Below are 24,818 nucleotides of genomic sequence, written 5' to 3'. Positions count from 1 at the left end.
CTCGCCGCCACTACGGCATCCGCGTGCGCTCCGGCGGCTCCCGCCGCTGCATACGCGGATCCGTTCTCCTCCTTCGCTTCCGGAGACTCGACCATGTACGCCCCTGATGACCCGACCCGGTACCAAGAGGTACTGATCAGCCCCATGTATCTGGCTGGTTCCAACGGGACCGGCGAGGCTGGCCTCGCGCCCGTCGCCCACTGGCCCCATCATTACCTCGATGAGGGCCCCTGCCAGCTCCTCGTGACCTCTCCCGACCAACGGATTCGGATCGGCTGGTTCGGCGACGACTTCGAACTGTGGAAGATCAGCGCAGCCGAGGACGCCTTCTCGGCGCCTCGCTGGACGGCGACGTTCAACCACGTCACCCCGGCCGAGATGGTCGCCGGTCTCACCGCCGCACTGGTCCAGGACTACGACGAAGCCCTCGCCTCCGACACTCCCGGCCGCTTCTTGACAGGGCCAACCGTCCCCTGGAGGGACACTGTCCGGCCGTTGACCGATGCCGGGTGGAACCTTGACGAAGCTGCTGAACTCGGCACCGTCGAGATCATCGCTCCTGACGACCAAGCGGGCATCCTGATCGATCGGCGCGGCTACGGCTCCGACCGCACGACCGTTGAGCTGTGGGCTGGCCCGCCGGGCTGGGGCACTCGTGCCGAAGCGACGTTCACGGCCCGCACCCCGTCCCACTTGATCGCCGCAACCGCCGCTGTGATGGCGAAGTCGACCCCGGTGGTCCGCGAGCGCCACCAAGTCGACCGGCGGATGCAGCACTTGGTCACCATGACCCCTGTCGCTTCGGCCACGCCGATCGTCGAGGCTCAGGTCCGGCGCGCTCCGACTCCGCTGGACGTACGCCGCACCGCGGTCACCCAGGCCGTCCACCGTGCCGCGCGGGCACCACGCACAGCAGCTGACCTCCGGGTGATGGCCGCGCAGAGCCGCTCCACGGGGGCGGCTCAGAAACGGACGGGACACCCCGCGCCCGCGACCTCTGCCCGGCTGCCGGCCAGCTCGCCGACGCCCCGGCGCGGACGCTGACTCCCACCCCAGGCCGCCGCACTCCACTCGCGACCGTCCCCGCCCAACAGGAGTTCCACCATGCCCACAACCATGCTCGACCAGGCCACGGCCATGATCGAGAACGCCTGGGGCCAACCCATCGAAGCTCTTGAGGTCCTAGGGGTCCGCCGCCCCAGCGAGGACCCGCTCCTGCGCTGCGCCATGCACACCCGCGCGGCCCTGGCCATCACGGACAGCGCGGTAACCGTTCACCAGGACCGTCTTCACTCCCTGTCCCTGCGTGGGTACGTGCCTGACTTCTACGAACTCGACCGGATCACCGAAACGGCGGTCAAGCTCCGCGTCGCCCACGCGGAGAGCCGTGCGTACCTCCAGGCGATCCGGCGCGTGGTGGAGGCCCGGGAGGCCGCCGCACCCGAGGTTGCGGCACCGGCGGTTCGGCTGGCTCAGGCCGCTGTCGCCCGCTCCGGGCAGACGCAACACGCCCCGGGGGCCGCGCCCGAACCGCCCTCTCCGGCGGCGGTCGTAGGGCCGTCAACGCCCACAACGGCGCCCCGACGTTGAACGCTTAGCTCCGATTCTCGTCGCGGGGGCCCTCTTCGGCCCGGGGGCCCACCGCGCTGGCCAGCTCCTCCACCGTCAGCTCCACGCGCCGGCCTTCGGCGACCCGGCGCTCCACCGTCTCCTCCTCCAGCCACCGGTCGGGCTGTGCGCCGACTCCCCACTGGCCGTCGGCGACCATCGCGATGTCGCCCACGGTCCAGGGCCGTCCGGCGGCGCGGATCTTGCGTTCCAGTCCAGCGCCGTCCCAGTGTCTGCTCGCCTCGGCCATCCCCTGCTCCCCTTCACCGACGTGCGGTCCCTCATCGCAACCCAGGTACGACAACCGCGGTCGCCGATCCATTCCCGTCCCGCCGACCGCTCGCTGGTGGTCTCCAGTTCGCCCACGGCAGACGGCATCCCCGAGAAACGACTACGCACTTCGGCATGCTGCATGCCAACGTACGGGTGTCGGGAAAACCGCAGGTCAGCGAAAGGATCGTCCAACCGTGAACGCCTCTGCCACCCTCCTGCCCGCCGTCGTCCGCCCCGCCGTGGAAGACCGCCAATGGCTCTCCTCCGACCACTGCGCCGCTCCGGTGCTCGACCTCCTGGACGCTCTCGGCTGGACGATCGCCGAGACCCCGGAGGCCAACGTCCACGCGACCAGCCCGGACGGCGGCGTCTACGTCGGCTGGCTCCCCGAAGACCCCTCCGCCTGGGCGCGCGAGATCGTCTGGCGCGTCCAGGTGCTGCCCGCCGACGGCGAGGTGTGGGTCCAGGAGTTCGGCATCCACACCCCCTCCGAGGCCGTCGCCGGATTCCTCGCCGCCCTCGTCACCCTCTCCTCGTGCTGACTGCTGATCAGGCTCCGCTCATACATCCACCGACGGCTCGACGACTCCCCGTCGGGTCGACCAGCCCCTCAACGTCCGCCGTTCACGGAGAATCCCTTGCCCCAGTACCTGACCGTCGGCCACCTGCTCCGCCAGTTCCAGGAACTCGACCCCAACCTGCCGGTCCGTCTCGCCGTCAACCCCGACTTCCCCTTCGCTCACTTCGTGGGGGCCGAGGTCGTCGTCCGCGACGGCACGGCGTACATCGCCGACGACGGCCAGGAGAACTACCTCCCGGTGGGAGCGCGCGACGCCCTCACCTGGGCCTGATCGCTTACCTACCACCACGGAGGCTTCCATCTCGTCACTCTCGCACCCCGCACCCCGCCTCGCACTGCACACTGTCGCGGCGCTCCCCATGCCGACCGGCGTGCACAGCGCGCTTCTCCAGCGCATCTCCACCCGCCCCGACGGTCCCCTCGACATCACCTGGCTCGCCGAGACTTCCAAACTCCCCCTCGGGCGCATTCGACTGCGCTGGGAGCCCGCATCGCGCAGCGGCTGGGACGTCACGACGTACCTGGGGCTGACCACTGCCGAGGTGCTCCTCGGTTCCTGGCCCGCCTCCCCGGACGACTGGCCGCGCCTGGTCCGTCCGACCCTGTACGAGGTGACCGGCCTGTGCGCCGCCCTCTCTTTCGCGACCGACGCCCTCGACCTCTCCAACCGGCTCGCCGAAATCTGATCGAGAGCCGCAGGCCACCACACGCCGTTCGGGCGAGGGGCGGCTTTGCTTAGCCGTCGAAGCCGCCACCGAGCATGTCCCAGTTCTCGTGCTCCTGCCCGCCGAGGTCTCGTGCGCCAGGTCATCCAGGGAACCGGTGTAGACCTGCTGGCTCATGGCCCTGATCAGCATGTCAGCGGGAAGCCTGGCAGGTCAGGACATGCTCCCAGCCCGAGGGACACCGGTCCTTATGCATCGCCAGGCCCCGGCGCGGGCCGGGTACAGGCGCGCCCTCATTCATCCCCATTCTGCAAAGAGCTCTCGGTATTCCCAGCGCACGCGGCCAGACGCGGTACGTCCTCACGGCCGCCCCACCCACGCCTGGTGTTCGGGGGCGACGTGCAGTTGCTCGCGGATGCGGCCGCACAGCACGCCGACACGAGTTCGGCCCTCCAGAACCTGCAGCCCGTTGCCCCCTGGGTCCAAGAGACCCCGGTCAATGAGGAGCGGCGGGCGCAACCACGTCCCGTGATCTTCCCAGTGCCTGCCGACTTCCGGGGCTCGCACTGCGACCCAGTGCAGCGGGTCTTTGGCGAAGTGTTCAATCAGTCCCACTTCGCTCTCACCAGTCGGCATTTTGTGGAAGTCCGCGGACGGAATCGTCTCCAGCGTCCAGGTGATCGCGCTCAAGTCAAGGGCTCCGTAGTCGTCCACGAAGGGACCCTTGTCGCCATGGTCGAACAGGAAGTCCCGCAGCACGTCGTCCGGCCACCGCAGTGCGGTCAAGGCCGGATCGGATCGAAAGCGTTCGAAGTTGAGGCCACCGTCCTGACGACGCTCCATCAGCGAGCTGAGATCGTTGAGGTTCATGCCTTAGATTTACCGCAGTTCTCCGACCGCGTTCCCCCCGACCACGGTCTCCTGTACTGCGGAGATTGGGTCGGTGAACCATCTCTGACGCTGGTGACGGCGTCGCTGTCAGTGCCCGCTCGTACGCTATGGACGGCGCAGGCGCGCCGGAGCCTGGAGGCGTTCGTGGTACGACAGCTGACGTATGAACAGCGGATCGCTTTGATCAACAAGTGGAAGAACCCTCCGGGTGCTTCCGAACAGCTCCGGCTGGAGCGCGCCGAGCGCATGGTGAAACAGGCAGTACTCCGTCATGAACCGTTCCAGGGGCTCGACATCACGGTGGCGTCGAAGGGCTCGTACCCCAACAACACCAACGTTCGCGGTGACAGCGACGTCGACATCATGGTGAAGCTCAACGACCCCATCCATACGGAGGGACTGGCGGCTTGGTGGTTTGGGCAGCCCGCCAGATACTCGGGGACATGGACCCGGCAGAAGCTCCGCCAGGAGGTCGAGGACGCGCTCACCAACCACTTCGGTTGGGTGGACACGGACCACAACCTTGCCGTGTACGTTCCGGAGGTTGTGGGAAGCCGTCCCAGCATCGACGTGGTTCCGTGCTTCAAGTGGGTGGCCTACGACACCACGGCTCCCGACGGCGAGTGCGTGGGCAGCGTCGTCTACGGACGCAACGGCAAGCGTGTCATCAACTGGCCCGAGCTCCAGCTGGTCAACGGGCGCACGAAGAACACCAACACCAAGTACCGGTACAAGTTCGTGGTGCGGGTGCTGAAGAACGTCGAGAACGACCTCGCCTCCGAGGGCGTGATCAAGGCCCTTCCGTCCTACTTCTCCGAGTGCCTGATCTACAACGTCCCGGACGACGTCTTGCTCCTCGACGGCAGCCTGGACACTGTGGTCCGCGAGAGCCTACGGGAGGTCTATCAGCAACTCACGGGAGCCTGGTTCAGCTATCTGCGCATGGTGGAGCCGAACGGGATCAAGAAGGTGTTCGGCGATGGCCAGAAGTGGACGGAGAAGGACGCTCGCGAGCTGATCGAGCGCGCGTGGCACTACCTCAACTACGAGGGCTGACGATGAACACCGCGACCACCATCCGCGCCGGCGCCACCATCGCCTCCACCCTCTACACGGTCGTCTTGGTCGTCCTGGGCCTGTACCCGTCCGAGTTCCGGTACCTCTTCGCGTACATTCCGGCCCTCGTGGGCTACGGCACCGTCGTGTTCGACAAGTGGGCTTGGCGCTGGCCCGTCATCCACCGCTTCACCGGACGTGCCTGGGTCACGGGCACTTGGCGGGTAGTACTTGTCCCGAGCTCGGAGAGCCACATCCCGGAGGGAGGGAACCGTGGTCCGATCACTACGTACATGACGCTCGAGCAGACCTACTGGAGCCTGCACGCCACGCTCCGCACGAAGGAAAGCACCTCGCGGTCGAGCAACGCCACAATTGGCGCCCCAGAAAACTCGGGCACTGCCGAGATCGGATTCCTGTATGACAACACGCCCCGTGTGGAGCACCAGCATCGAAGCCCGCGGCACGAAGGTGCCTGTCGAATAGCGGTCACCGGTCTCCAGCCAAAGACTGCGACCGGGCACTACTACACCAGCCGGTTCACCGCCGGTGACATGGACTTCAGCCTGCTCGACCGATCGACCGACTACGGCACCTTCGCAGAGGCTCAGGCTGCCGACCCGACGCACGCCAGCAGCTGAGAATCAGAAAGCGGCGAACCCGGAGGCTGGTGCCCGGGACCCCGCGTACTCGTCCCGGTGCTCGCCTACACCATGTACATACCAGCGAAGAAGCCGTCGAACCCGAGCGCGACCAAGCCCGCCTCGACACTCGGGTAAGTCGTCCCGTGCGGGCCGCCGACCAGGGTATCGAAGTCGGCGCGACTGATCTCGGGCTCGAGCCACTGGTTGCCGCACCGGCAGCGGACCCAGACGTTGCGCCCGTGGTTGATGAGCAGCCAGTCGCGTCGGGCACGGCAGGCGGAGCACATCACGGGCATGCCGCCGAGAGCGAGTTCGCGTGAGTGGCCGACGCAGCGAATTGCCCCGGGGCCGTCGGCCGACCGCGTCTCGGCCTGGAGCTGCAGCAGGGGGTCGGTACCAGTGGGCAGGACGGGCAGGACGGGTGCCGGCTCCGTGGTGCGGGTGGTGGTTCTGAGCACGAGCGTCATCTCCCGGTTGTCGGTCCTGTCTTCATCCGTAACAGCCGGTGGAACCGGCTGTCCACACATTTCGCGGCGTCCGCTCGGCCGGTGGTCTCCGTCCGGTTCGACGTGGTCAGCGACGTGGCGAGCGGCGGTTGGGGTCTTGAGCAGTTCCGAGCGGTACGGCTGCCGTCGCGTTTCGTTCACTGGTGCGGCTGCTCGGCGTAGTGGCCTGGCGGGTGGCGGCCTGCGGACGACGGGCACTGTCACCCGGGTGTGCCGGGAGCTGGGCGATGCGCCGCAGACGCCAGACCAGGACGTCGTTCACGTCGTCGGCGCTGTCGAGTTCGCGCATGTCGATGGCCTGGCGCAGGAGGGCTTCGGAGTCATGGCCTGCCCGCTCGGCCTGGGCGAGGGTGGCGACCAAGGCGTCGGTCCTCGCTTCCGTGCCTCCTGCCCGTACGAGCTTCTCGGGCAGGACGGCGCGAAGGGTGGCCTCGTGCATGAGGCGCTGGGCGTCAGGAAGGGCGCGGCCTTGGTCGTGCAGCATGCGCATCGGGGTGGCGGCGGCCTGGCGGTAGGCGGTGCGTAGGTGCGCGGCGGCTTGTCGGGAGGCGTGGGCCTGCTGGGCGTGTCCGCGGGCGGAGTGCCAGCGGGCGGCGGCGAGGGTGACGAGGACGAGGGTGGAGACGAGCATGGCGGTGGTGCCGCCGTCCTCGCCTCGGCCGAGCGCCCCGCCGGCCTGGACAATGCCTCGGGCGGCCGAGCGGAGGGCCCGGGTGTCGGCGCGTTCGGCGCGGACATGACTGCGGGTCGCCCGCTCAAAGGCGCGAGCTGCGGCGGCCAGCTCGGTGCGGGTGGTGGCCGGTGAGGTCTGGGCCACTGCGTCGAGGAGTTCTCCGACGCCGACGAGCTGGGGAGCGGCCTCGCCGTCCTCGTCGCGTTCCAGGAGCGTGACCGAGCGCTCGGCGATGACGACTGCGTTCCGTCGTTGACGGGCGGGCGGTGACCAGTTCGTCCGGGCAGCGCCGACCGCGGGCGCGCTCGGCTCGGCGGCCCCGTCAGCGAGGCGTAGGCGGATCTTCGGAAGGGAGAGGTCGGGGGCCAGTTTGGAGCCGGGGTACCAGACCGGGTCTCCGTCGCGGTTGCGGTCGCCGGGCAGGGCCACGTTGTAGCCGAGCGCGTCACCGGACGGTGCGTGCCGCAGCTTCACCCGTACCCCCGCTTCTCGGAGCCGCGTGAAGAACTCCTCTTCCGAATCCGCTCCCGCCACGGCTCGACGAACGGCCTCGCGGAGCGTCTCGCGCGAGGTCTCCGGGCGGCCGGTGCGCTCGGCCTTGAACTTCTCGGCGCTGCTGGGGTTCTTCGCTGCGGTTCCGTCGCCCGCGTTCAGGCGCCGCAGGCCCATCTCCTTCTCGATGCGGCGGCATTCAGCCTGGGCCTTGTTGAAGTCGTAGTTCAGACGCGGGTTGCGCAGGTCGCCGCGTACGAGGGTGGCGACGATGTGGATGTGGTCTTCCGCGTGGCGGACGGCGATCCACCGGCAGCCGTCGGAGTCTCCAGCCGGGGCGATGCCGGTGGCGTGGACGATGCGCTGGGCGACAGCGTTCCACTCCTCGTCGTCCAGCCGCCGGTCCCCGGGGGCGGTGCGGACCGAGCAGTGCCAGACGTGCTTGGCGGGTGCGCGGTCGCCGGCCTGCTTGACCCGCAAATCCAGGGCGGCGGTGAGCCGGGCGAGGGTGACCTTCGGGTCGGGGTCGAGGCCGGTGTCGCGTCCGGGGTCGGGGGCGAAGCCGTCCCAGGAGCCGACGAGGTGTGCGTCGGTGTGCTCCTCGCGCCGTCCGGGGCCGTACAGGTAGACGAGGAGGCCGTGGGTGCGGGAGCCGCGTCCGATGTCGGGAACCATCACAGCCGCCGGGTCACCAGGTCGTTCGCCGCGTCATCGACGCGGGCGAGAAGTCCGGTCAGTGCGCCCAGCGCGTGTTCGAGTTCACCGGCGCGCGGCTGGCCACCGCTGTTGAGGACGAAGGCGATCTGGTTGACGTTGTTGCCGATGCGGGCCAGCGCGGTGCGCAGAGCGGCGAGTTCGTCGATGGCGGTGTCGAGCTGGTCGTTGCTGTGCACGGCGGCGCATCCGCGGGCGGCGCTCAGGCCGGAGACGGCGAGGAAGCGGGCGACGGTGACGCCGCGCTTGGTGGCGGCCTCGGCGATCTCGGTCTTCTCGGTGTCGGAGAGGCGGGTGGTCGTCTTGCGGGTGCGCTCGCTGGGGTTGCGGGTGCGGCGGCGCGGTTTGCGGTCGGGGTAGGCGGGCGTGCTCGGGCGCGGCTGCTCGCGGTGGTCGTCGCGGTCGGCTTCTCCCCCGGTGACCGGCGCCCCCTGGTGCCGGTTGCCCGGCTGGTCCCCGTGCGCCCTCGCTCGGGGACCAGCCGGGCTTCCCCCGCCCTCCTGGGCGGGGGCAAGTGCGTACGTCGGGCCGTAGGACCGTCGTACGCGATAGCTTGCTCCGCCAGGAGCCGTGGTGGGGTCACGCTGCTGTCCAGCGGGGGTGGCCACCGGGTCGTTGGTGTTCACCGGCTCGTCTCCGGGTCCTGCTGCTGGATTTCGCGGACGAGTTCCTCGATCCAGTCCATGGCCAGGACGGGGTGGTGGAGGGTCCAGGGCCGGTCATGCTGCTCGCGTTGCACGATCCAGGTGGTGTCGGGGCCGGACTGGGCGCGGTGGAGGTGTCCGTGCTCGTGCAGGACGGTCAGCCAGGAGTCGACTTCGGCGGGCGTGGCCGGGTGAGTGCGCATCGGGTGCTCTCCGCTTCTGCTGTGGCGGGGTGTGTCGGTGACATGCGGAGTGGGTGACCGGCCGGGGTGACCGGTTCGGTCACCCACTCCCTGGAGGTTCGGTCAGGGCCGGGAGGAAGTGACCGGCTGGCGGTGCTGCTCGCGCAGCTGAGCCATCAGCGCGGTCAGGGTGTCGCTGGACAGCGGGATCTGCTGACCTCGGATCGCCTGGGCGACCACCTTGCGGGTCAGTTTGTCCTCGGCCCTGACCGCCGACCGGGCGATCGCCAGCAGCTCCTCGGTGTCCGGGTCAGGACGCCGGTCACCAGTCGACCGAGCGGCCCGGTCAGTGACCGGCGATGAGGTGACCGGCGGGGCACTGACCGCCGCCGGGCTGTCCTGGTCATCACCGACCGGGGCCGCAGTGCTGGGGCGGTCAGTGACCGTCCGGCCCTTGTCCGCCTGTCCCGGCAGGTCAGGGGCACCGTGGCTGCGGTTGTGGTGGTCGGTGACCGACTGGCCGCTGGTCGCCGGGGTCGAGTCTCCGGTCACTGACCGGGCGGCGGTGTCCTCGTCGGTCGGGGACAGCGGCAGCCGGTCGGTCAGAGCGGTGACCGACTGACCGGACTTGACCTGACCGACCGCTGACCGCTGCTGACCGGCTCGGTCGGTCCGGGTGACCTCGATGGCGTCGCTGCGGTCGGTCTCACCGAGGTGACCGGGCTGACCGAGGTTCTGCTGGCCGGAGTCCTCGACCGGGCCCCGGGCAATGAGGATGTAGAGGTGGACCGCTCCGGCCAGTGCGAGCGGGGCGATGGTGGAGAGCACCGCGACCACCGCGTCCCCGAGCCGGAGACCGGTGCCGGCGACCGCGTCCTGGTTGGTCCGCACCGCGTGGAGCGCGTTGGCCCAGATGCTGGCGGCGGTGGCCGTGCCGAAGAGCGTCCAGACGTAGAGCCGGGCGCGCAGTGGTGCGTTGCGCAGGACCAGGAGGGCTCGGATGCCGTAGGCGATGAACCCGTCGATCACCAGGGGGAACAGGTAGGTGAGGAAGCCTCGGATGTGGATGGCCACGGCCATCTGCTGCAGGGCGTCGTACGACAGCGCGCACCCCGCGCCCCCGAGCGCCACGACAGCCGCGCGGTCCCACCCCGATATGTGCGCCGTCCTCGACGCGCTTGCGATGTTCATGCCGCCGTCCCGAAGTCGTCGCGGATCAGGCGCTCGCCGCTGGTCTCGGGGGGTGTGGTGTTCGTGGTGGGCTGGTTCAGGGTTCGGTTGCGCTCGGCCCGGCGGATCTCGCGGTACCGCTTCTTGGCGTGCTCCTCGGTGACCTTCAGAAGCCAGGCCAGGCGCTGCTCGCTCACCCCGTGGCGGTAGGCCGCGTACTCGACCGCGCGGCGCTCCGTATGGGTGAGGTGCACGTCGCGTCCGGCGATGGTGGCATTGACGCGGCTGTAGTCGAGGCGGCTGGCGAGCTTGTCGTGCAGCGGCCCGCGCTCCTCCTCCGTCAGGCCGCCACGGATCCCGTCGGTGTCACCCCCTTCGAGAGCGGCGTCCAGGCAGGTGCGCCGGACCGGGCACTGGCCGCACAGGGCCTTGGCCGTGGCGATCTTGGCGGTCTCGTCGGGTTCGGGGAAGAAGACTTCGGGGTCCACCGGGTTGTACTCGGTGCTCTGGCAGACGGCGTCGGCCTGCCAGGTCTGGTCGCCGAGCTGACGGTGCTGGGCGGGACCGTTCATCGTGCTGGTCATGCGGGGTGCTCCGATCGCTCTCCGCGCGCAGGGGCGTCGGCGGAGAGGTGCGCTGGCGGTAGGTGCCCGGGGGGACGGCGGTGCGAGGGCGCGGTCCGGCGGGGTGGCCTGTGGAGGGTCAGGCGGCGGCGCTGTGGCGTCTGCGGTCGACGGCCTCGAACTCGACTCGGGTGGTCATCTGCGCGAGCCTGCTGGCGACTCGGTCCCCGAGGTAGGAACGCAGGTCCTTGATCGCCAGGTTGGTCGTGATCAGCGTGGGGAGTTCGTAGTTGTACCGCCGGTTGATCAGTCGGTACGTGATCTCCTCGACCCACTCGCTCGCCTTGGCCGCGCCGAGGTCGTCGATGATCAGCAGCGGGCACCGGCTGACGGCCGCCAGCTCCCGCTCACTGTCCACCCCGGGCCGGGGGCGGAGATCGGCGTAGAGGTCGGCGGCGGTGGTCGCCCGCCAGCGCGCGCCGACCCCGCTCTGCACCAGCGCTCGGACCGCGCCGTACGCCTGGTGCGTCTTGCCCGCGCCGACGACGCCGGCCATCAGCAAGCTAGGGCCGGTGGTGACCTGTCGTCGGGCTCCTCGGCTGGGGGCGACCGCCGCGTCGGTGACCTTCCGGACCCACTCCAGGACCGTGGGGTGGTCGGCGACAGCCGCTTGATAGCGCGGGGGCATCCCGGCGAGCAGAGCGTCCAGCGGTGAGAAGGGCTCGGCGTCGTCCGGCAGCGCGGCGTCCGCCGGGTCGATGTTGCGGGCGGCCAGGATCCGGGCCATGCGCTCCAGCGTGGCTTCGTTGCCGAGGAGCTGGGGTTCGCGGTGATGGGTGTGCATCACAGCTCCTCGGCGTAGGCGGCGGAAGCGTTGGCCGGGTTGGTCCACGCCTGGTGGGCGGGCACGTTAGGCCGGATTCCCGGCCGCGCCAAACCGCCGGGGCGACCGTTCATCGCCTCGTTGACCATGCTGGTCAGCACGCTCGGGTGCTTGGGGTTGGCCGTGAAGTTCGCCAGCCCGGCTCGGATGTGCGCCGGTGCGATGCCCTCGTCCAGGAGCTTCTTGATGATCCGGCCGAGGTGCCCGAGCACGTCGCTCGGGGGGCGCTGGTCGCACCCGGCGACGTACTCCCCGACGAGGTCCTTGGCGGAGATGCCGGCTGCGGGCGCTGTGCGCCCCGTAGGGACAAGAGATCCAGGATCCAAGATCCTAGATCCAGGCGCCGAGCCTTCGGGGAGGCTTCGGGGAAGGTTCGGGGAGTCCTCGGAGAATGCGGTCTGAACTGCACTCTTAGCACCAGCTCGCTCCGCTGTGCCGATCGCGCCGTCGGCAGCCTCCTGCCGGTCGGCGACGGACTCGTCTGCGTGGTCCGGCGTCGTCGAGGCGGGTACGGCAGGCAGATCGAGGGCTCGGGGAGCCCTCCCGGAGGTCTCGGCGAGCCCTCGGGGAGCCATAGACGACCCCTCGGTCCGCCGGGTGCAGGTGCCCTTGCACGGTGCGCACCGGTCGGCAGCCTGGTGCTGCGGGCACGAGGGCAGGCGCGACTGGCTCGGCTTGTCGATCTTCTGGTGCTCGGACCAGGTCACGATGTGGAGGTAGAGGCGGCCGTCGCATCCGGTGTATCGGCAGATCAGTCCGGCGTTCGCGAGCTGGTGGAGGTCGTCTTCAACGTGGACCGAGGTGTGCTCGGCGCGCAGGGGCCAGAGAAGCCCCGCGATGATCGCGGCGTTGTCCCGGTGGCGGCCATGGTCGTCGGCCTGGGTGAGCAGGCCGAAGAAGGTCCGCTCGGCCGCCACGGTCACTTCGGCGAGCGACTCGGACGTGAACGCCTCCGGCTTGACGGTTCGGATCCGGGCCATCTCAGCGGCCCCGCTCAGCGGCGACCAGGTCGCTGCGGGTCAGGGTGGCGTCGGCGAGGCAGAAGGTGTGCGGGCGCATCCAGTCCACCTCCGGCCAGACCCGCAGGATCCAGCGTGCTGCGACCCTGGCGGTCGGGCGGCCCAGCTCCAGGGTCCTTCCGGCCTCGTCCTTGACGACGGCGTGCAGATGAGGCCACGTCTGTGTCGGGTCTGTGAGGCTGACCCGGATCGTGGCCGCCCCCGGGATCATGTCGGCGAACTGCGCGGCGAGGCGGCGCGGACGGCCGTCGTCCGCGCAGGCCGGGCTTCCGCTCGGCGTGGCGAGCATGCGATACTCCGTTGTTCGAAGGAGCGCGGTGCGGCGGTCTCGTGCAAGAAGCCCTGCCGCCCGCGTGATGTGTAATTGGCGCCCTCGGGGTGCCAGCCCGGCGCTTGGGAGTTGGTAGCTCCTCGGCGCCGGTTTCAGTTTCGGGGTCAGATCACGGGTCGTTTGCCGGCATCCGTCCCGCCTCCTTTTCGCTGGTCATCGACCCCTTTCCGGGGCTCTGCCCGGCGTGGGACGACGAACATACGTAGACCCCGCGGGCAAGTCCATCCCGTTGTCCGGAAGATCGTTTGCGGTCGTCTTACTCCGTGTCGGCCGCTCTCAGGAGGGTGATGCCGACGTGGATCCGTGACGCCCGACAAGCGCTGCAAGCGCTTGTCGCGTCAGCGGTTATGGCATACGAATATGCACAGAGGTCCCCCAGGGCTCGGCACCGTAGAATCGGGCCTGATCAACAGGTGCGATACGGAAACGTACGTCAGTTTCGAAAATGCATCAACCCTGGCTTACAGTTGACCCCGACACCGAGCCCATCGCCACCTCGCACCAGGAGTCCCAGTGCCCCCTCGTCAGTTCGACGGCAGCCGCGTGCGTGCTGTCCGCCGACGCAGGGACATGCACCAGAGGCAGCTGGGCGAACTGGTGGGCGTCAGCGGTGCCACCGTCGCACGATGGGAATCCGGGAAGGATTTCCCCAAGGGCGAGAAGCTGCCGGCGATCGCCAGGGCGCTCAACGAACCACTCGACGAACTGTTCCCCCACGACGGGCCGCCGGACCTACAGCTCCTACGCTGCGACGCCGGTCTCAGCGTGGCGGAGGCCACCGAAATCATCGGCGCAAGCCGGGGGCCGGTGGGCAATGCCGAGTCCGGGCGGCGCAGGCTCAACGCCAGCTATGTGAAGCCGCTGGCGGCGGCGTACGGGGTGACCGAGGAGGAGCTGCTCGCGGCGCAGGATCGCTCGTTCGGCATTCGCACCACCGCCCCACATGGCGATCGGGAGGCCGCGCCTCGCACGGTCGGAGAAAAGATCAACTTTCTCCTGCAGTACGGTTCCACCGGCGAGGAGGCGCTCTCCGACGCGGAGATCGCGCGACTCGTCAACGAGCGTGCGTCGACCGCAGCCGTCACCGCCGAGGGCATCGGCGAGCTGCGCGACGGAACCGAGACCGCGGCATCGGATGAAGTGCGCGCCGGCCTGGCGCACGCCTTCCAGGTCCCCGCCTGGCTGTTCGGCGACGACGCCGAACTAAGCCCCATGGTCCAGGAGTTCCTGGAGGCTGTTCGCTTCATCGACTCGATTCACCAGGGACACATCCTCGGCCTGGCCGCACGCGGCAGCGAGATCCTCTCCCGGAGATCGATGGCCGACATCAACAGGCTCGTAGGAGAGCTGCGGCATGCTCTGTCCGAGGTTCAGGACAAGGAGCAGCCCCGCTAGTAGCGGGCGGGTGGAGATCAGTTACGGTACCGCCGCCTTGCGGGCGCGACCGAGGACCCCTGACCGCCTATCGCCCCTCGGCTCTGACCGGGCCAGCCCACTTCTCGGACCGGATGCACGAAGGGACTACGGCTCGGCCTCCAGGGAGGCCGAGCCGTAGTCCCTTCGTACGGACAGAATCGACGCCGATCTATGAAGCGGTCAGGTCGACGTCGAACAGCTCGGACAGGGCTGCGACCGTCTGCTTCGGGTCCTGGTTGTGCACTCCCGCGAGGCCGAGCTGCTCCGCTGCCTGGACGTACGCCTCAGTGTCATCGACGAAGACGCACTCTTCGGCAGGCAGGCCCATCAGCTTCAGCGTGGTCTCGAAGAGCTGGGCGTCGGGCTTGCGCATCATGTGGTGCTCGCTGATGACGACGACGTCGTACAGCTTCTCCAGCTCGTATCCGGCATACAGGTCCCACGGCTCCAGGCCCACGGAATTCGACAGGATGCCGACCTTGATCCCGGCCCGGCGGACTGCGGCGGCAGCGTCGATCAGCAGCGGCTCAGGACGGAGGTCGCCGAAGATCCTCCCCATCAGCCCGTCCGCCGGTACATTCAGCATCCTGCCGGCGAACTCGTTCCACTCGCGCTGGGACACCACTCCGCGCTCCAGATCGCTGGTGATCCGGACGCCCTCCGGGTCCTTGTACAGGGCGGTGAGGCAGGCCCCCTGGGGAAGCCCTTCACGCTGCTCGAACGCCAACACAGCGGGCAGCAGGGGGGTGGTGAGAACGCCTCCGAAATCAAGAATGAGGCCGGTACGGCGGTTGGACATGCGGGGAACTCCATTGCTGAGATTTCGGACGCCTATCCAGACCGGACAGCGTCGCGGACCCGGCGTACATGGCGGTCGCAGAAGCTGCGAATCGCAGGCCAGGAAGTGCACTTACAGGGCGGAGCAGAACCTCTTTTTCCGCCTTGCCCACGGTACCAGTCGCGACCGCACACCCGGTGGTGCCGAATCTCACGCAAGCCTTGCAAGATCGCATCTCCGAGTGACAGGGCGCACACGCCGAAAACACGGATACGGCAACCCGACGCACCGCGTGCTCCAGAACTACCGCCGAGATTCCGATTCCACCTTCTCGGAGTCAAGAAGAACTTCTCGCGCTTGGTCACCGGTGATCTGCGTGTAGACCGTGCTGACTCGCACGTACCACGCAGCTTCACTTTCGGTGTCCACGAACGGCTTGTCTCTCATCAGGGTGGCCGAAGACGGCCTGACGGATTCCGCGTTAGCGGCAAGAAGGCCAGCCTTTATCCAGTATGCCTCCGCAGCAGGCTCAGGATCGGAGTGTGGCGACACCTTGTCCTCCGCAGCAAACATCAAGTCGCATGGCACGTAGTAGCGCAGTTTCTCGCAGGCGTCGGAGATATCCTGCGTCCATCGGTCCAAGCGAACATCAATGGGGACGCGGAACTGCAAGAGTTCCGTGATCCGCCGGCTGGGCGGGTACAGGCTTGTTCCGGGAAAAGCCTCGACTAGATCGAACCAGAGCGGGTAGATCAAGTTCAGGGTTCGGAACGTCTTCCATCGCGCAGCAGCCGCGCGGGTCGTCGGAATGCTTGCCCCTACTGCGACGATAACGAAAAGGAGATTCATCCAGATCGCAGTGGCATCGACCAGGAATCGCACCGTCGATTGACTGAGCGGGAATACTACGGCACTCCACAAGATGGCAATTCTGACTATCGTGTGAACGAGCCCCATCCACATCGCGAAACCCATCAAACCGAGCCCGATGCGCATGCTCGTGCTCTCAGCTCGGCGTGCCGCCCTCGTCCACTGATAGCCGCATACGGCGGTGGTGACTAGCGGAAAGAAATAGAACACGGCCATGTAGACCGCGACGCCCCATTCTCCCGCATGGTCAACGAGGAAGTCCTCGCTCGGCCGATCTCGTTGGACAACGGTAAAGAAGAGGATCGCGAGCAGCACCACGCCGACGGCTCCGGCCTTGTACGACGCTCGGGCGATCCACCGTGAGAACTCCACGTGCCTGGGCACGACCGCCTCAGCGGTCTTGCCGTAGCTGGTGGCGACATAGGTCAGGGCCGCCATGATCGCCGCCGTGCTGGCAAAGTGCCGGAGCAGGGCGCTGAGATCGACCACCGGAATGCGATCGACCGCGTCCATTGCTGCTGGGGTGTACAGACACAGGGCCACTGCAAATCCGGCGTATCCGCCCCAGAGCGCCCTACGATGCGCATCGCCATACCTGACAGCCGGGAAACGCCAGATGGAGATCAGCGTCATGACTGCAGCAGTGAAGTATTTGAAGGAGTCGAACACGGAATCAGTCGATCTATAGGTGCCACACCTGTCGCCGCTCACGGGCCCTGCAGAGTGCAGACTTGGTCAGTGCGAGATTGCGGATCGTGTGGAGCTACCGCCGACGCCGCGGCGGGGCAACCGGATGCGCCAACGAATACTCCAACAGGCTGATCACATCGTCTCCGGTAGCAGACTGGCGACGTGCCAGGCGCTTGATCAATGACGCTGAAAGCTCGGCCTGCTTCTCCTCGTGGCTGTCGAAATCTACGCGCGCTTGGATGAGGGCTGATGGGTAGCGCCGAAGCACTTCTTGCCGGATGCGCTCAGGGACGTAGCGCTCGATTTTAACGGCCGTCAGAGTCGTGCCGTGATCCATCCACTCATGCGCGATCTCATGGAGGATTATGTGTTCTGTTTGATTTCTGCTTGAGCGGCGACGATAGAGAATGATGGTTGCATCGGGAGTTTTCACCCGAAGGCCGCACGCAGTCCCTAGGCCCCCGTCGGGGTCGTCCAGTGGGACCAACTGGATCTGACGCCTCAGCGCGCTTTCCATATTGCTCACCAGCGTCTCGACACTGAAGGGGGTTGGTATAGGGAGATCAGCGAGCTTCCTCTCGCATTCCCTCACAAGGGCGCGACGTGAAGGATCCCTACGCCAACGCATAGTCGCTCCATTCTCACTGCAGACCCCATACCTCAACGCGCGTACGCGAGGCGCTGGCAGGCTGGAGCCGTCTTCGATGCGCACGGTGCTGGACCGGCACGCACTGTCCGCGCCTAAGCGTACAAGGGGGATTAAGTGATCATGAGAGAAGAACGTGTTGCAAAGGTCACCCGGGTGTGACGGATCACTAGGGCAAGGCAAGATCAAAAGCGGCAGAGGCACTCTGTTTCTCGCCAAGCACCGTTGCCCAGAAAGCCCGAGGGCCTTCGCTAACCCGTCGCCTAAATAACCTAGTTGACGGCCGATAAATGCAACGAGTCGTCCAATAGGAAGGGTTGCGTTCGCTCGGATGTCTCAGTGGTGCTGGTGGAGGAGGCGTTCGGCTCGCGCTAGATCCTCGGGGGTGTCTACTGCCACTCCGTCGTCCAGGACGGGCACCATCCGCACGGCGTGGCCGTGTTCGACGAAGCGCAGCATCTCCACTCCCTCGGCACGCTCCAGGGGCCCCTGCTGGAGCCGCCGGAAGTGCTGGAGAGCCTGGCCGGTGAAGCCGTAGAGGCCCAGTTGGCGCAGGTACTTCGGCCGGTCGCCCCTGGGGTACGGGATGGGCTGGCGCGAGAACATGAGGGCCTCGCTGCGGGCCGTGACGACGACCTTGACGACGTTGTGGTCCAGGACGGCGCCGACGTCGACCAGCTCGGTGTAGGCGTTCACGGCGAAGGTGCCGGGCGGAGTGAATTCCAGGGCCTCGGAGACGTCGTTGATGGCGGTCGGCGAGATGAACGGCTCGTCGCCCTGGACGTTGATGTATCCGTCGGCCGGGAGGCGTTCGGCGACCTCTGCGACGCGGTCGGTGCCGGTGAGGTGCTCCCCGGTGCGGATGCAGTCGATGGCGAGTTCGCGGCACGCCGCTTCGATGCGCTCGTCGTCCGTGGCGACGATGGCCCCGTCAAGGCGTTTGGCTTCCAGGCAGCGCTGGTGGACGTGCCAGAGCAGCGGCTTGTCGCCGAGGAGGGCCAGTGGTTTGCCGGGGAAGCGGGAGGCACCCCAGCGGCACGGTATGACGGCGATGTGCCGGCGCCGTTGGGCGGCGGTCTGGCGGGCTGTGGTGGCGGCCACGGCGTCCTCCTGGTGGTCGGGTTCGGGCAGGCTTCAGGTGAGCTGGGCGAGCTTGGCGCGGACGGTGGGTGAGGAAGTGGTCGCGAACGGCCGCCACTGGTAGCCGTCGACCTCCTCCTCCTGCAGCGTCACCGCCTGATCGGTCACGAGTTGGAAGGCCCAGCGGAAGTCCACGTGATGGTGGGCCGGCTCGTTCTTCGACGGGTTCGCGTCGATCGCGTGCACGTCGATGTCGAGGGGGATGTCCTCGTGGCCGACGAGGGGGACCACGGCGCTCGGCGGGATGCCGGCCTCCTCGTGCAGTTCGCGCAGGGCGGCGTCGCGCAGGCGCTGGTCGGACGGTTCGTTGTGCCCGCCGGGCGCCAGAAGCTTCCCGGACGCCTTGTGCAGGATGTGGAGCACGTGCCGTTCACCGTTGATGACGATGGCGCTGCAGGTCACGTGTGCGGGGAAGGTCTTGCGGCTGGTGGGATCGTCCGTGCCCGCGAGTACGTCGAAGAGCATCGTCAGGGAGGCGCGCTCGTCCGGGTGGCGGGCGAGGTACGCCTCGGTGACGGCGCGGATGTGTTCGGTGGAGGGGGGCAACGAGGTCACCTTTCGAAGTGGCGGAGCCAGGTCTTGGCGATGGCGTCGCGGTCGGCCGCTGGCATCTCGTGCAGTCCGGGTTCGAATCGCGCGTGGCTGAGCGCGGCGGTGGCGGCGAGTATCTCGGCCTGGACGAGGTGGATGTAGGTGCCGACGGCAGCGCCGTGCACGAAGTTGACGGCACCGCCGTCGGAGAGAACGTAGAAGTAGTGGCCGGTGACCTCGTAGCGGGTCAATTGGGGTCCGACCGGGTGGCGTTCGTAGAGGTCGTCGAGGCTGCCGAGTTCGAGTTCGTCCTCGGAGGAGGTCACCGATCCGAGGTACGCGCCGTTGCGCAGGGCGGCGAAATCCTCATGCCGGAGGGCGAGATTGCCGGTGGCGCACAGGACGAGTTCCGCGTCGCGGACGGCCTCCGTGGTGGACACGCTGGTGCGGAAACCAAGGGCGTGCGCCTGTACCCGCTTGACCGCGTCGTTGTCGTACACGGTGACGCGCAGGTCCTGGGCGCGCAGAGTCTGGGCGATCGAGCGACCGATCTTGCCGAAGCCGATGACGCAGGCGCTGCGACTCGTGAGGATGTCCCCGCGGGCGCGGACGAGGGCGTCGGTAGAGAACACGATGGATCGGCCGACGAGGTGGTCCTCGCAGTCCTTGAGCGGTGAGCGGGCCACGGAAACGACCGGGCACGGGAGCGAGCCGAGGGCCGCGTACCGCTGGTGCCCGTTCTCGGTGTCTTCGACGACGCCGAGGATACGGCCGGAGAACTTGCTCACGAGGGTGTCGAGGCTGGGCGCGAAGTACCCGCCGATGTCGACCAAGACGACATCCTGGCCGCCGGCCGTGTCCTCCAGGTAGTGCAGGGCCTGGGTCTCATCGGTGAACCGCTCCCGGGTCAGGTCGTGGACCGGCAGGGTGCGGCGGACGGTGTCGAGGGTCGGCTGGTGGATCGACCGGGGCTTGGGGAGGACGGCGCCGATAGTGGACACCGCGGTCATGGCGCGCAAGAACGCAGGTCGTTCCTGGAGCAGGTGCGTGATGACCAGCGTCGTGATCACCTGGCCAGCGGGGAACTGCGCGGTGATCCTTCGGAAGAAGGCGTCCAGCCGCGCTCGCTCGGGGGTCTCCATGAGCACTCCTCTCGTGATCCGACGGGTGCGCCTAGGCGGCACGGCTGTAGTCCGGCACCGGGGAGGCCAGCGCCTGCATGTGAGCGCGCAGTCCGCTGTGGAGGTCGACGCGCGGCTGCCAGCCGAGGACCTCTCCCGCACGGCCGGGGTCGGCACGCGTGAGGAGGACGTCCCCGTTGCGCACGTGGTCCTGATGGAGCTGGATCTCGCGGCCGGTGAGGCTGTTGGCGATGTTGATCACGTCCAGCAGGGACGCGCTCGAGCCACCGCCGACGTTGATGGTGCCGTGCGCGTTCGGGACGGTGCCGGCGGCGATCGTGGCTGCGACCACGTCGTCGATGTAGGTGAAGTCGCGGCGCTGGTGACCGTCTCCGTAAAGGCGCAGGGGTTGTCCGGTCAGGGCGGCGTACAGGGCGCGGTGGGTGAACATGTCTGCACGCTGCCGGGGGCCGTAGACGGTGAAGTACCGCAGGGCGACCACGCTGGGGCCGACGGGGCGCTCGGCGTAGGCAAGACAGAGCTGCTCCTCGGCCAGCTTGGTCACGGCGTACGGGGAAGCGGGGTTGGGGCGGTCGGTCTCGCGACTCGCGTCGCCGTCGGTCGGGCCGTAGACGCTGGAGGAGGAGGCTACGACGAGTCGGGATACGCCGATCCGGGTGCAGGCTTCGAGGACGCGGTGGGTGGCCAGCACGTTGGACGCGAGGTAGTCGCCGAACTGCGGTCCCCACGAGGGCCGTACGCCGGGGATGCCGGCGAGGTGGAAGACGGCGTCGGCGTCGATCAGGAGCGGGTCGATCGCGCAGTGGAGGAGGTCGGCCGTGACGTGGTGGTATCCCGGGCGACCCCGCAGCGCGGCGAGGTTGGCGGCGGCCGTCGGGTCGGTAGACGGGTCTCGGCGGTCCACGCCAATCACGGTGGTGCCGGCCTGGACGAGGGCGTGGGCGAGGTGGGAGCCGATGAATCCGGCGGAGCCGGTCACCACGGCCCGTCGGGGCGAAGCGCTGGTCGGGGGCTGCTCGTGCTGTGGCACGGAGATCTCCAGAGTGGTGTCGTCTAAGGGGCTGGTCAGGTGAGCCGCGACAGGACGGTTCTGCCGTGCGCGCTGAGCGCGGCGTCGTCCTCCTGGTGGCCCTTGACCAGGGCTGTGGCCGCCTCGATGGCGCCGAAGGACTCCAGGAGGCGTCGTTCGAGGTCGTTGGGCGAGCGTCCGTAGCCGTCGAAGAAGGCGGTGCGGAGGTGGGGGGCTGCCTGCCAGCGTCGGAATTCGAGCCGGGCGAAGTCGCGGACCCTGGCGTCGCGTCGCATGTGCTCGAAGTCGTAGATGCCGAAGGTGTCGCCGAGCAGCCAGTTGCGCGGCTGGTAGTCGAGGTGGCAGATCGCGCTGTCCATGTGGCTAGTGCCCAGGATGACCGCGTGGTGCTTCAGCAGGTTCTCCTCGGCCGCGTCGAGCAGGTCGGCTCGGACGGCCCGGTCGATCCACCCCTGGAACCGCTCGGCGAGTGAGGCGCCGACGGCACCGCCCTGGGGCATGGCCGTGGCCCGGTGCAGCTTGCCCAGCGCGTGCCCGGCCTCGTGGTGGGCCAGCTCCTCCTCGGGCGAGCCCGGAGCGAAGGTGTCCGCGCGGTCGCCTGCGAGTGCGGTGAGCAGCAGGGTGTGGGTGGCATCATCCCGGCCGACCAACCCCGGTGCATGGCCGGTCAGATGGGTGACCCACGCTCCGTAGGCGTGGAGTTCTCCGGCGTACCGGTCACGCTCCGCGTGCTGCTTCGCGATGAACTGACGCCCGTCGCCGGCCACCAGGCGTACGACACGGGGCGGGAGCGCGGGGTCCGCTGCGACATCGACTGTGCCGAGGAGGAGGTGCGCCAGTTGTATCCGGGGGTCGCGCGAGGTGGCGATCACGGGGTCGGCTCCGGCGTGAGGAGGCTGAGGTGCTCGGTGTCGTTGTGCCGGTCGAGCATCCAGCGGGTCTGGCCCAGGCGGTTGCGGTGGTGCTGCCAGCGGGTAATGGAGGCGTGGTTGTGGGTGAATCCGGCGGGCGAGCCGATCGGGATGCCGAGCAGCAGGGTGTGTGCGGTGATCACCGTCTCCCCGTGGGCGGCGAAGACGACGCGCTTGCCGTGGTTCTCCTTGATGAGCTGGCTCAGGTTCCTGCTGGCGCGCTCCAGGAACCCGTTCCAGGTGTCGGAACCCTTGGCCCAGGGCGTGTCGGGGTGGGCGTGCGGGCCGCCGTCGGCGGCCGTCTTCACCGCGTCCCAGGGCCGGCCGTCGGCGTCGCCGTGAACCGGTCCGTCGAGTCGCTCGTCGTGGTGCACGGGGATCTGGAGCGTCTGGGCGATGATCTCGCCAGTCTGGACGAGGCGGATCCGCGGGCCGGTGTAGATAACGTCGAAGGGCTTCTTCAGGTGCTCGCTAGCCAGGCGGCGTGCGGCCTGTTCGACTTGGGCGTACCCGAGGTTGGTCAGGCCGGTGCAGGTGCGCGGGCCCCCGACCAGGCCGTCGGCGTTGCACCGGGCCTGGCCGTGCCGGACGAAGACGAGTTCGGTGGTGATCATGAGGCTCCTCGGTGCGTGAAACGGAGGGGCAGGCTGTAGTGGTAGCCGTTGCGGCCGACGTACGGGGCGGTGAGTACGGCGTGCAGGCCCAGGAAGCTGTCGAGCTGGCCCCGGTCCGTCGTGCCCAGCCGGGCGTCGTAGCGTCGGGCTGCCGCGTTGTACGCGAGCAGGGCGGTAGTGACGGCTTGGTCCGTGAGCGGCCCGTAGGTCAGGTGGAGCGTCGCGACGAGCTTGGCGAGGTCGTAGCCCAGCGGGGCGAGGGACAGGTCGTCGGTGTCGACGGCGACGATGTCTTGCGCGGTGATGATGAAGTTCCGCGGGTTGCTGTCCTTGTAGAAGACGCACGGGCCCTCGGCGGTCGCCTGCAGCAGACCGAGCATCGCGTGCAGGGCCGTCTTGTTGGGCAGGTAGCCCTGCTCGTGGCGTCGCCGTAGAGCGACCTTCCGGGGACCGAGGTAGTCGTCAAACAGCGTGCCGTCCTCGAAGTGGTGCGGGGTGCCCAGCGACGCGGAGTGCAGGTCACTGGCCCAGGCGGCACCGTGGGCGTGGCCGAGCAGTTCCGCCACGCGCGGGAGGTCCTCGGGACGTACGGGGCGGCCCTCGATCCGTTCGAACATCAGGAACCGCGGTCCGGCAGTGTGGAGCGCCGGCTGCCGCAGCGGCTTGGCGTGCGCGGTGAGCCACCGGTAGTGGCGCACCGCCCCCGCCGCGCGCTCCGGTTCCGCGTAGTGCTTGGTGAACGAGGTGTGGCTCATGCCAGCTCTCCTCCTTCCTTCGGCTGGGCGACGACGAATGTGATCCGGGACCGGGTGGTCAGCGGCTGGTCAGGAAGGAACTCGTGCAGGGTCGCCGCCAGGGCACCGGGGTTGCCGTACAGGCCGGGCGCCAGGTCGTACTTGGGATTGGTGGCCAGGTACTGCGCCGTGTGGTCGTGGCCGTCGAAGGTGAAGACGTGCTCCTCGTCCAGGACGGCGATCACGTCGAGCGAGGAGGCGGCCACGTCGGCGAGGTTGCCGCTGTGGGCTGCGGTGTAGAGGCTCTCGTGCTGGGCGGCGCGCGGATCGAGGCCGGCGGCGGCGACCATCTGATCTATTTCCCGGTAGCTGTCGAGGCCCTTGGTGACAAGAACGGCCACACCACCGAGGGCAAGGACCCTGGCGATCTGTCCGATGACGTCCTGGGGGCGCGGCGAGTGATAGAGGCAGAACGCCGCGACGACGATGTCGCTCGACCCGGCGGGCAGAGGGAGGTCGTGGAAGTCGCCTTCGACGAAGTCCACCGTGCTGTCGGGCAGGTCCTTGGTGCGCTCGCGGGCCTGGGCGAGCAGGGAGGGGGCGGCATCCAGACCCACGAGGCGTTCGGGCCGGAGCTGCTCGGCGATGACGCGGCTGCTCGTGCCACGACCGCAGCCGATGTCGAGCACCACGCCGAGCCGGTCGGGCCGGGCGTGATGGGTCTGCACCAGGCTGACGATCGTTTCGGGCACCGGGTGGCCAGCGGTCTTGGCGCGCATCAGGGCGCTGGTCCGCCCGGCCAGCCGAGAGGCGTGTCCGTACAGCTCTGACTGTCGGGCGGGGTCCAGGAACGGGTTGGGCTCGCTCATGCCGCACCCCCTGACCGGGGGCGCGGACCGGTCAGGACTGCTCGGCGGCGACCTTCCGCAGCCAGCGGCGCGTCTGACGCCGGTTGGCCAGCAGCACCACGTCGGTGCCGGAGCCGAACTCCTCGATCTTCGCCATCACGCGGGGCCGCATCTTGCGCCGGTACGTGGCGACGTACTTGATCACGCCCCAGTGGATGCGGTTGTGCACCCCGTTGCCCTTGTGTCCGGCCCCGTGCCGGATCTGCCGGGAGAAGATCCCGTACAGCGCCGCCACGGTCGACACGTCCATCAGGACCACGGTGTCGCAGGCTTCGAGCCGTACCTGCAGCGTCGAGTTGTAGTTGCCGTCGATCACCCACCGCGGCTGCGCGACCAGCTCGCGCTGGACGTCGGTGAACTTGTCCATGGGCAACGCGTTCCACTCGTCGTCGTAGAACGCGGCGTCCAGGTGCGTCACCGGGGCGTCGAGGATCCTGCCCAGTTCGCGGGCCACGTGGGATTTGCCGCTGCCTCCGCAGCCGACGATGGCGACCTTCTTCATGGTGCTCCAGCG

General features: G+C 68.4%; 31 protein-coding genes. 8 read left to right on the top strand and 23 right to left on the bottom strand.

The features are described 5' to 3' along the window. Positions 1 to 93: 93 nt before the first annotated feature. Entirely contained in the window at positions 94 to 1,044 is a 951-nt protein-coding gene (locus tag ACVV2G_RS01075) for an SPDY domain-containing protein (RefSeq protein WP_453840616.1), read from the top strand. A gap of 60 nt (positions 1,045 to 1,104) precedes the next feature. Continuing rightward, positions 1,105 to 1,590 carry a hypothetical protein gene (locus ACVV2G_RS01070; RefSeq protein WP_453840615.1) on the top strand — a complete coding sequence of 162 codons (486 nt, stop codon included), beginning with the start codon at positions 1,105 to 1,107 and terminating at the stop codon, positions 1,588 to 1,590. A 4-nt stretch (positions 1,591 to 1,594) separates the two neighbouring features. On the opposite strand, the gene ACVV2G_RS01065 is transcribed toward ACVV2G_RS01070, so the two are convergent. Next, positions 1,595 to 1,858: a hypothetical protein gene (locus ACVV2G_RS01065; RefSeq protein ID WP_453840614.1), complete on the bottom strand. Its 264-nt coding sequence runs from the start codon at positions 1,856 to 1,858 to the stop codon at positions 1,595 to 1,597. A 217-nt stretch (positions 1,859 to 2,075) separates the two neighbouring features. Here ACVV2G_RS01065 and ACVV2G_RS01060 point away from each other — a divergent pair, with 217 nt between their 5' ends. The 3 genes from ACVV2G_RS01060 (at position 2,076) to ACVV2G_RS01050 (ending at position 3,147) form a co-directional block, all read left to right on the top strand. Next, positions 2,076 to 2,423 (top strand): SPDY domain-containing protein, encoded by a 348-nt coding sequence (locus ACVV2G_RS01060; protein WP_453840613.1) that lies wholly within the window; start codon positions 2,076 to 2,078, stop codon positions 2,421 to 2,423. Between the two features lie 96 nt (positions 2,424 to 2,519). Continuing rightward, the gene (locus ACVV2G_RS01055) at positions 2,520 to 2,732 is read left to right on the top strand and encodes a hypothetical protein (RefSeq protein WP_129856971.1); all 213 of its coding nucleotides are present in this window, start codon (positions 2,520 to 2,522) and stop codon (positions 2,730 to 2,732) included. 100 nt (positions 2,733 to 2,832) lie between these two features. After that, positions 2,833 to 3,147: an esterase gene (locus ACVV2G_RS01050; protein ID WP_401104360.1), complete on the top strand. Its 315-nt coding sequence runs from the start codon at positions 2,833 to 2,835 to the stop codon at positions 3,145 to 3,147. Between the two features lie 339 nt (positions 3,148 to 3,486). Here the strand turns inward: ACVV2G_RS01050 and ACVV2G_RS01045 are convergent, their stop codons facing one another. Then, entirely contained in the window at positions 3,487 to 3,996 is a 510-nt protein-coding gene (locus ACVV2G_RS01045; RefSeq protein WP_401104363.1) for a hypothetical protein, read from the bottom strand. A 267-nt stretch (positions 3,997 to 4,263) separates the two neighbouring features. On the opposite strand from ACVV2G_RS01045, the gene ACVV2G_RS01040 reads away from it, so the two are divergent. After that, positions 4,264 to 5,073: a nucleotidyltransferase domain-containing protein gene (locus ACVV2G_RS01040; RefSeq protein WP_453840612.1), complete on the top strand. Its 810-nt coding sequence runs from the start codon at positions 4,264 to 4,266 to the stop codon at positions 5,071 to 5,073. A 2-nt stretch (positions 5,074 to 5,075) separates the two neighbouring features. Beyond that, the gene (locus tag ACVV2G_RS01035; protein ID WP_401104368.1) at positions 5,076 to 5,714 is read left to right on the top strand and encodes a Cap15 family cyclic dinucleotide receptor domain-containing protein; all 639 of its coding nucleotides are present in this window, start codon (positions 5,076 to 5,078) and stop codon (positions 5,712 to 5,714) included. Positions 5,715 to 5,779: 65 nt separating this feature from the next. Here ACVV2G_RS01035 and ACVV2G_RS01030 read toward each other — a convergent pair whose 3' ends face one another. The 9 genes from ACVV2G_RS01030 to ACVV2G_RS00990 all read right to left on the bottom strand — a co-directional run bounded on the left by ACVV2G_RS01030 (position 5,780) and on the right by ACVV2G_RS00990 (position 12,852). Continuing rightward, positions 5,780 to 6,184, bottom strand: coding sequence for a hypothetical protein (locus ACVV2G_RS01030; RefSeq protein WP_453840611.1), 405 nt, complete (start codon positions 6,182 to 6,184; stop codon positions 5,780 to 5,782). 106 nt (positions 6,185 to 6,290) lie between these two features. Next, the gene (locus ACVV2G_RS01025) at positions 6,291 to 8,063 is read right to left on the bottom strand and encodes a relaxase/mobilization nuclease domain-containing protein (protein WP_453840610.1); all 1,773 of its coding nucleotides are present in this window, start codon (positions 8,061 to 8,063) and stop codon (positions 6,291 to 6,293) included. Beyond that, complete coding sequence (locus tag ACVV2G_RS01020) at positions 8,063 to 8,728, bottom strand: MobC family plasmid mobilization relaxosome protein (protein WP_453840609.1); 666 nt, start codon at positions 8,726 to 8,728, stop codon at positions 8,063 to 8,065. The genes ACVV2G_RS01025 and ACVV2G_RS01020 overlap by 1 nt, the downstream gene beginning before the upstream one ends. Further along, a complete protein-coding gene (locus ACVV2G_RS01015) occupies positions 8,725 to 8,949 on the bottom strand; it encodes a hypothetical protein (RefSeq protein WP_453840608.1) in 225 nt (74 codons plus the stop codon). Before ACVV2G_RS01015 ends, ACVV2G_RS01020 begins: the two co-directional genes overlap by 4 nt. A gap of 102 nt (positions 8,950 to 9,051) precedes the next feature. Continuing rightward, entirely contained in the window at positions 9,052 to 10,119 is a 1,068-nt protein-coding gene (locus ACVV2G_RS01010) for a DUF2637 domain-containing protein (RefSeq protein ID WP_453840607.1), read from the bottom strand. Further along, a complete protein-coding gene (locus tag ACVV2G_RS01005; protein ID WP_109180474.1) occupies positions 10,116 to 10,682 on the bottom strand; it encodes a WhiB family transcriptional regulator in 567 nt (188 codons plus the stop codon). Before ACVV2G_RS01005 ends, ACVV2G_RS01010 begins: the two co-directional genes overlap by 4 nt. Before the next feature lie 118 nt (positions 10,683 to 10,800). Further along, positions 10,801 to 11,505, bottom strand: a complete 705-nt coding sequence (locus ACVV2G_RS01000; protein ID WP_359710799.1) for an ATP-binding protein — start codon at positions 11,503 to 11,505, stop codon at positions 10,801 to 10,803. Continuing rightward, positions 11,505 to 12,524 (bottom strand): hypothetical protein, encoded by a 1,020-nt coding sequence (locus ACVV2G_RS00995; protein ID WP_453840606.1) that lies wholly within the window; start codon positions 12,522 to 12,524, stop codon positions 11,505 to 11,507. Before ACVV2G_RS00995 ends, ACVV2G_RS01000 begins: the two co-directional genes overlap by 1 nt. Before the next feature lies 1 nt (position 12,525). Continuing rightward, positions 12,526 to 12,852, bottom strand: coding sequence for a transcriptional regulator (locus ACVV2G_RS00990; protein ID WP_453840605.1), 327 nt, complete (start codon positions 12,850 to 12,852; stop codon positions 12,526 to 12,528). 555 nt (positions 12,853 to 13,407) lie between these two features. Between ACVV2G_RS00990 and ACVV2G_RS00985 the strand changes: the two genes are divergently transcribed. After that, positions 13,408 to 14,289: a helix-turn-helix domain-containing protein gene (locus tag ACVV2G_RS00985; RefSeq protein WP_453840604.1), complete on the top strand. Its 882-nt coding sequence runs from the start codon at positions 13,408 to 13,410 to the stop codon at positions 14,287 to 14,289. Between the two features lie 190 nt (positions 14,290 to 14,479). Here ACVV2G_RS00985 and ACVV2G_RS00980 read toward each other — a convergent pair whose 3' ends face one another. From ACVV2G_RS00980 to ACVV2G_RS00925, 12 genes are all read right to left on the bottom strand, one after another. Continuing rightward, the gene (locus ACVV2G_RS00980) at positions 14,480 to 15,109 is read right to left on the bottom strand and encodes an HAD-IA family hydrolase (protein ID WP_384946727.1); all 630 of its coding nucleotides are present in this window, start codon (positions 15,107 to 15,109) and stop codon (positions 14,480 to 14,482) included. A 282-nt stretch (positions 15,110 to 15,391) separates the two neighbouring features. Next, on the bottom strand, positions 15,392 to 16,627 hold the full coding sequence (locus ACVV2G_RS00975; protein ID WP_453840603.1) for an MAB_1171c family putative transporter: 1,236 nt from the start codon (positions 16,625 to 16,627) through the stop codon (positions 15,392 to 15,394). A 94-nt stretch (positions 16,628 to 16,721) separates the two neighbouring features. After that, positions 16,722 to 17,165: a hypothetical protein gene (locus ACVV2G_RS00970; RefSeq protein WP_453840975.1), complete on the bottom strand. Its 444-nt coding sequence runs from the start codon at positions 17,163 to 17,165 to the stop codon at positions 16,722 to 16,724. 465 nt (positions 17,166 to 17,630) lie between these two features. Continuing rightward, positions 17,631 to 18,395, bottom strand: a complete 765-nt coding sequence (locus tag ACVV2G_RS00965; protein ID WP_453840602.1) for a 3-deoxy-manno-octulosonate cytidylyltransferase — start codon at positions 18,393 to 18,395, stop codon at positions 17,631 to 17,633. Between the two features lie 33 nt (positions 18,396 to 18,428). Beyond that, positions 18,429 to 18,989 carry an NUDIX hydrolase gene (locus tag ACVV2G_RS00960; protein WP_453840601.1) on the bottom strand — a complete coding sequence of 187 codons (561 nt, stop codon included), beginning with the start codon at positions 18,987 to 18,989 and terminating at the stop codon, positions 18,429 to 18,431. Continuing rightward, positions 18,986 to 20,107: an adenosylhomocysteinase gene (locus ACVV2G_RS00955; RefSeq protein ID WP_453840600.1), complete on the bottom strand. Its 1,122-nt coding sequence runs from the start codon at positions 20,105 to 20,107 to the stop codon at positions 18,986 to 18,988. Before ACVV2G_RS00955 ends, ACVV2G_RS00960 begins: the two co-directional genes overlap by 4 nt. 31 nt (positions 20,108 to 20,138) lie before the next feature. Next, on the bottom strand, positions 20,139 to 21,137 hold the full coding sequence (locus ACVV2G_RS00950; protein ID WP_453840599.1) for an NAD-dependent epimerase/dehydratase family protein: 999 nt from the start codon (positions 21,135 to 21,137) through the stop codon (positions 20,139 to 20,141). 35 nt (positions 21,138 to 21,172) lie between these two features. Then, positions 21,173 to 22,009, bottom strand: a complete 837-nt coding sequence (locus ACVV2G_RS00945) for an aminoglycoside phosphotransferase/kinase family protein (RefSeq protein ID WP_453840598.1) — start codon at positions 22,007 to 22,009, stop codon at positions 21,173 to 21,175. Next, entirely contained in the window at positions 22,006 to 22,662 is a 657-nt protein-coding gene (locus ACVV2G_RS00940) for a histidine phosphatase family protein (RefSeq protein ID WP_453840597.1), read from the bottom strand. The genes ACVV2G_RS00945 and ACVV2G_RS00940 overlap by 4 nt, the downstream gene beginning before the upstream one ends. Beyond that, on the bottom strand, positions 22,659 to 23,417 hold the full coding sequence (locus tag ACVV2G_RS00935; protein ID WP_224317156.1) for a phosphotransferase: 759 nt from the start codon (positions 23,415 to 23,417) through the stop codon (positions 22,659 to 22,661). The genes ACVV2G_RS00940 and ACVV2G_RS00935 overlap by 4 nt, the downstream gene beginning before the upstream one ends. Next, positions 23,414 to 24,265, bottom strand: a complete 852-nt coding sequence (locus ACVV2G_RS00930) for a class I SAM-dependent methyltransferase (RefSeq protein ID WP_453840596.1) — start codon at positions 24,263 to 24,265, stop codon at positions 23,414 to 23,416. Before ACVV2G_RS00930 ends, ACVV2G_RS00935 begins: the two co-directional genes overlap by 4 nt. Before the next feature lie 31 nt (positions 24,266 to 24,296). Next, the gene (locus tag ACVV2G_RS00925; RefSeq protein ID WP_156207602.1) at positions 24,297 to 24,806 is read right to left on the bottom strand and encodes a P-loop NTPase family protein; all 510 of its coding nucleotides are present in this window, start codon (positions 24,804 to 24,806) and stop codon (positions 24,297 to 24,299) included. Positions 24,807 to 24,818 lie beyond the last annotated feature (12 nt).

This window comes from Streptomyces sp. JK94 (genome assembly GCF_053613315.1).
This window is presented reverse-complemented; position numbering and strand designations above follow the sequence as displayed.

Bases quoted from the DNA above. Each gene is read 5' to 3' on its own strand.
- ACVV2G_RS01025 (WP_453840610.1), bottom strand. From the start codon at position 8,063: ATGGTTCCCGACATCGGACGCGGCTCCCGCACCCACGGCCTCCTCGTC.
- ACVV2G_RS01010 (WP_453840607.1), bottom strand. From the start codon at position 10,119: ATGAACATCGCAAGCGCGTCGAGGACGGCGCACATATCGGGGTGGGAC.
- ACVV2G_RS01070 (WP_453840615.1), top strand. From the start codon at position 1,105: ATGCCCACAACCATGCTCGACCAGGCCACGGCCATGATCGAGAACGCC.
- ACVV2G_RS01075 (WP_453840616.1), top strand. From the start codon at position 94: ATGTACGCCCCTGATGACCCGACCCGGTACCAAGAGGTACTGATCAGC.
- ACVV2G_RS00940 (WP_453840597.1), bottom strand. From the start codon at position 22,662: ATGATCACCACCGAACTCGTCTTCGTCCGGCACGGCCAGGCCCGGTGC.
- ACVV2G_RS00925 (WP_156207602.1), bottom strand. From the start codon at position 24,806: ATGAAGAAGGTCGCCATCGTCGGCTGCGGAGGCAGCGGCAAATCCCAC.
- ACVV2G_RS00930 (WP_453840596.1), bottom strand. From the start codon at position 24,265: ATGAGCGAGCCCAACCCGTTCCTGGACCCCGCCCGACAGTCAGAGCTG.
- ACVV2G_RS01065 (WP_453840614.1), bottom strand. From the start codon at position 1,858: ATGGCCGAGGCGAGCAGACACTGGGACGGCGCTGGACTGGAACGCAAG.
- ACVV2G_RS01000 (WP_359710799.1), bottom strand. From the start codon at position 11,505: ATGCACACCCATCACCGCGAACCCCAGCTCCTCGGCAACGAAGCCACG.
- ACVV2G_RS01035 (WP_401104368.1), top strand. From the start codon at position 5,076: ATGAACACCGCGACCACCATCCGCGCCGGCGCCACCATCGCCTCCACC.
- ACVV2G_RS00970 (WP_453840975.1), bottom strand. From the start codon at position 17,165: ATGGAAAGCGCGCTGAGGCGTCAGATCCAGTTGGTCCCACTGGACGAC.
- ACVV2G_RS00935 (WP_224317156.1), bottom strand. From the start codon at position 23,417: ATGAGCCACACCTCGTTCACCAAGCACTACGCGGAACCGGAGCGCGCG.
- ACVV2G_RS01005 (WP_109180474.1), bottom strand. From the start codon at position 10,682: ATGACCAGCACGATGAACGGTCCCGCCCAGCACCGTCAGCTCGGCGAC.
- ACVV2G_RS00980 (WP_384946727.1), bottom strand. From the start codon at position 15,109: ATGTCCAACCGCCGTACCGGCCTCATTCTTGATTTCGGAGGCGTTCTC.
- ACVV2G_RS00955 (WP_453840600.1), bottom strand. From the start codon at position 20,107: ATGGAGACCCCCGAGCGAGCGCGGCTGGACGCCTTCTTCCGAAGGATC.
- ACVV2G_RS01040 (WP_453840612.1), top strand. From the start codon at position 4,264: ATGGTGAAACAGGCAGTACTCCGTCATGAACCGTTCCAGGGGCTCGAC.
- ACVV2G_RS01030 (WP_453840611.1), bottom strand. From the start codon at position 6,184: ATGACGCTCGTGCTCAGAACCACCACCCGCACCACGGAGCCGGCACCC.
- ACVV2G_RS00995 (WP_453840606.1), bottom strand. From the start codon at position 12,524: ATGGCCCGGATCCGAACCGTCAAGCCGGAGGCGTTCACGTCCGAGTCG.
- ACVV2G_RS01015 (WP_453840608.1), bottom strand. From the start codon at position 8,949: ATGCGCACTCACCCGGCCACGCCCGCCGAAGTCGACTCCTGGCTGACC.
- ACVV2G_RS01045 (WP_401104363.1), bottom strand. From the start codon at position 3,996: ATGAACCTCAACGATCTCAGCTCGCTGATGGAGCGTCGTCAGGACGGT.
- ACVV2G_RS00990 (WP_453840605.1), bottom strand. From the start codon at position 12,852: ATGCTCGCCACGCCGAGCGGAAGCCCGGCCTGCGCGGACGACGGCCGT.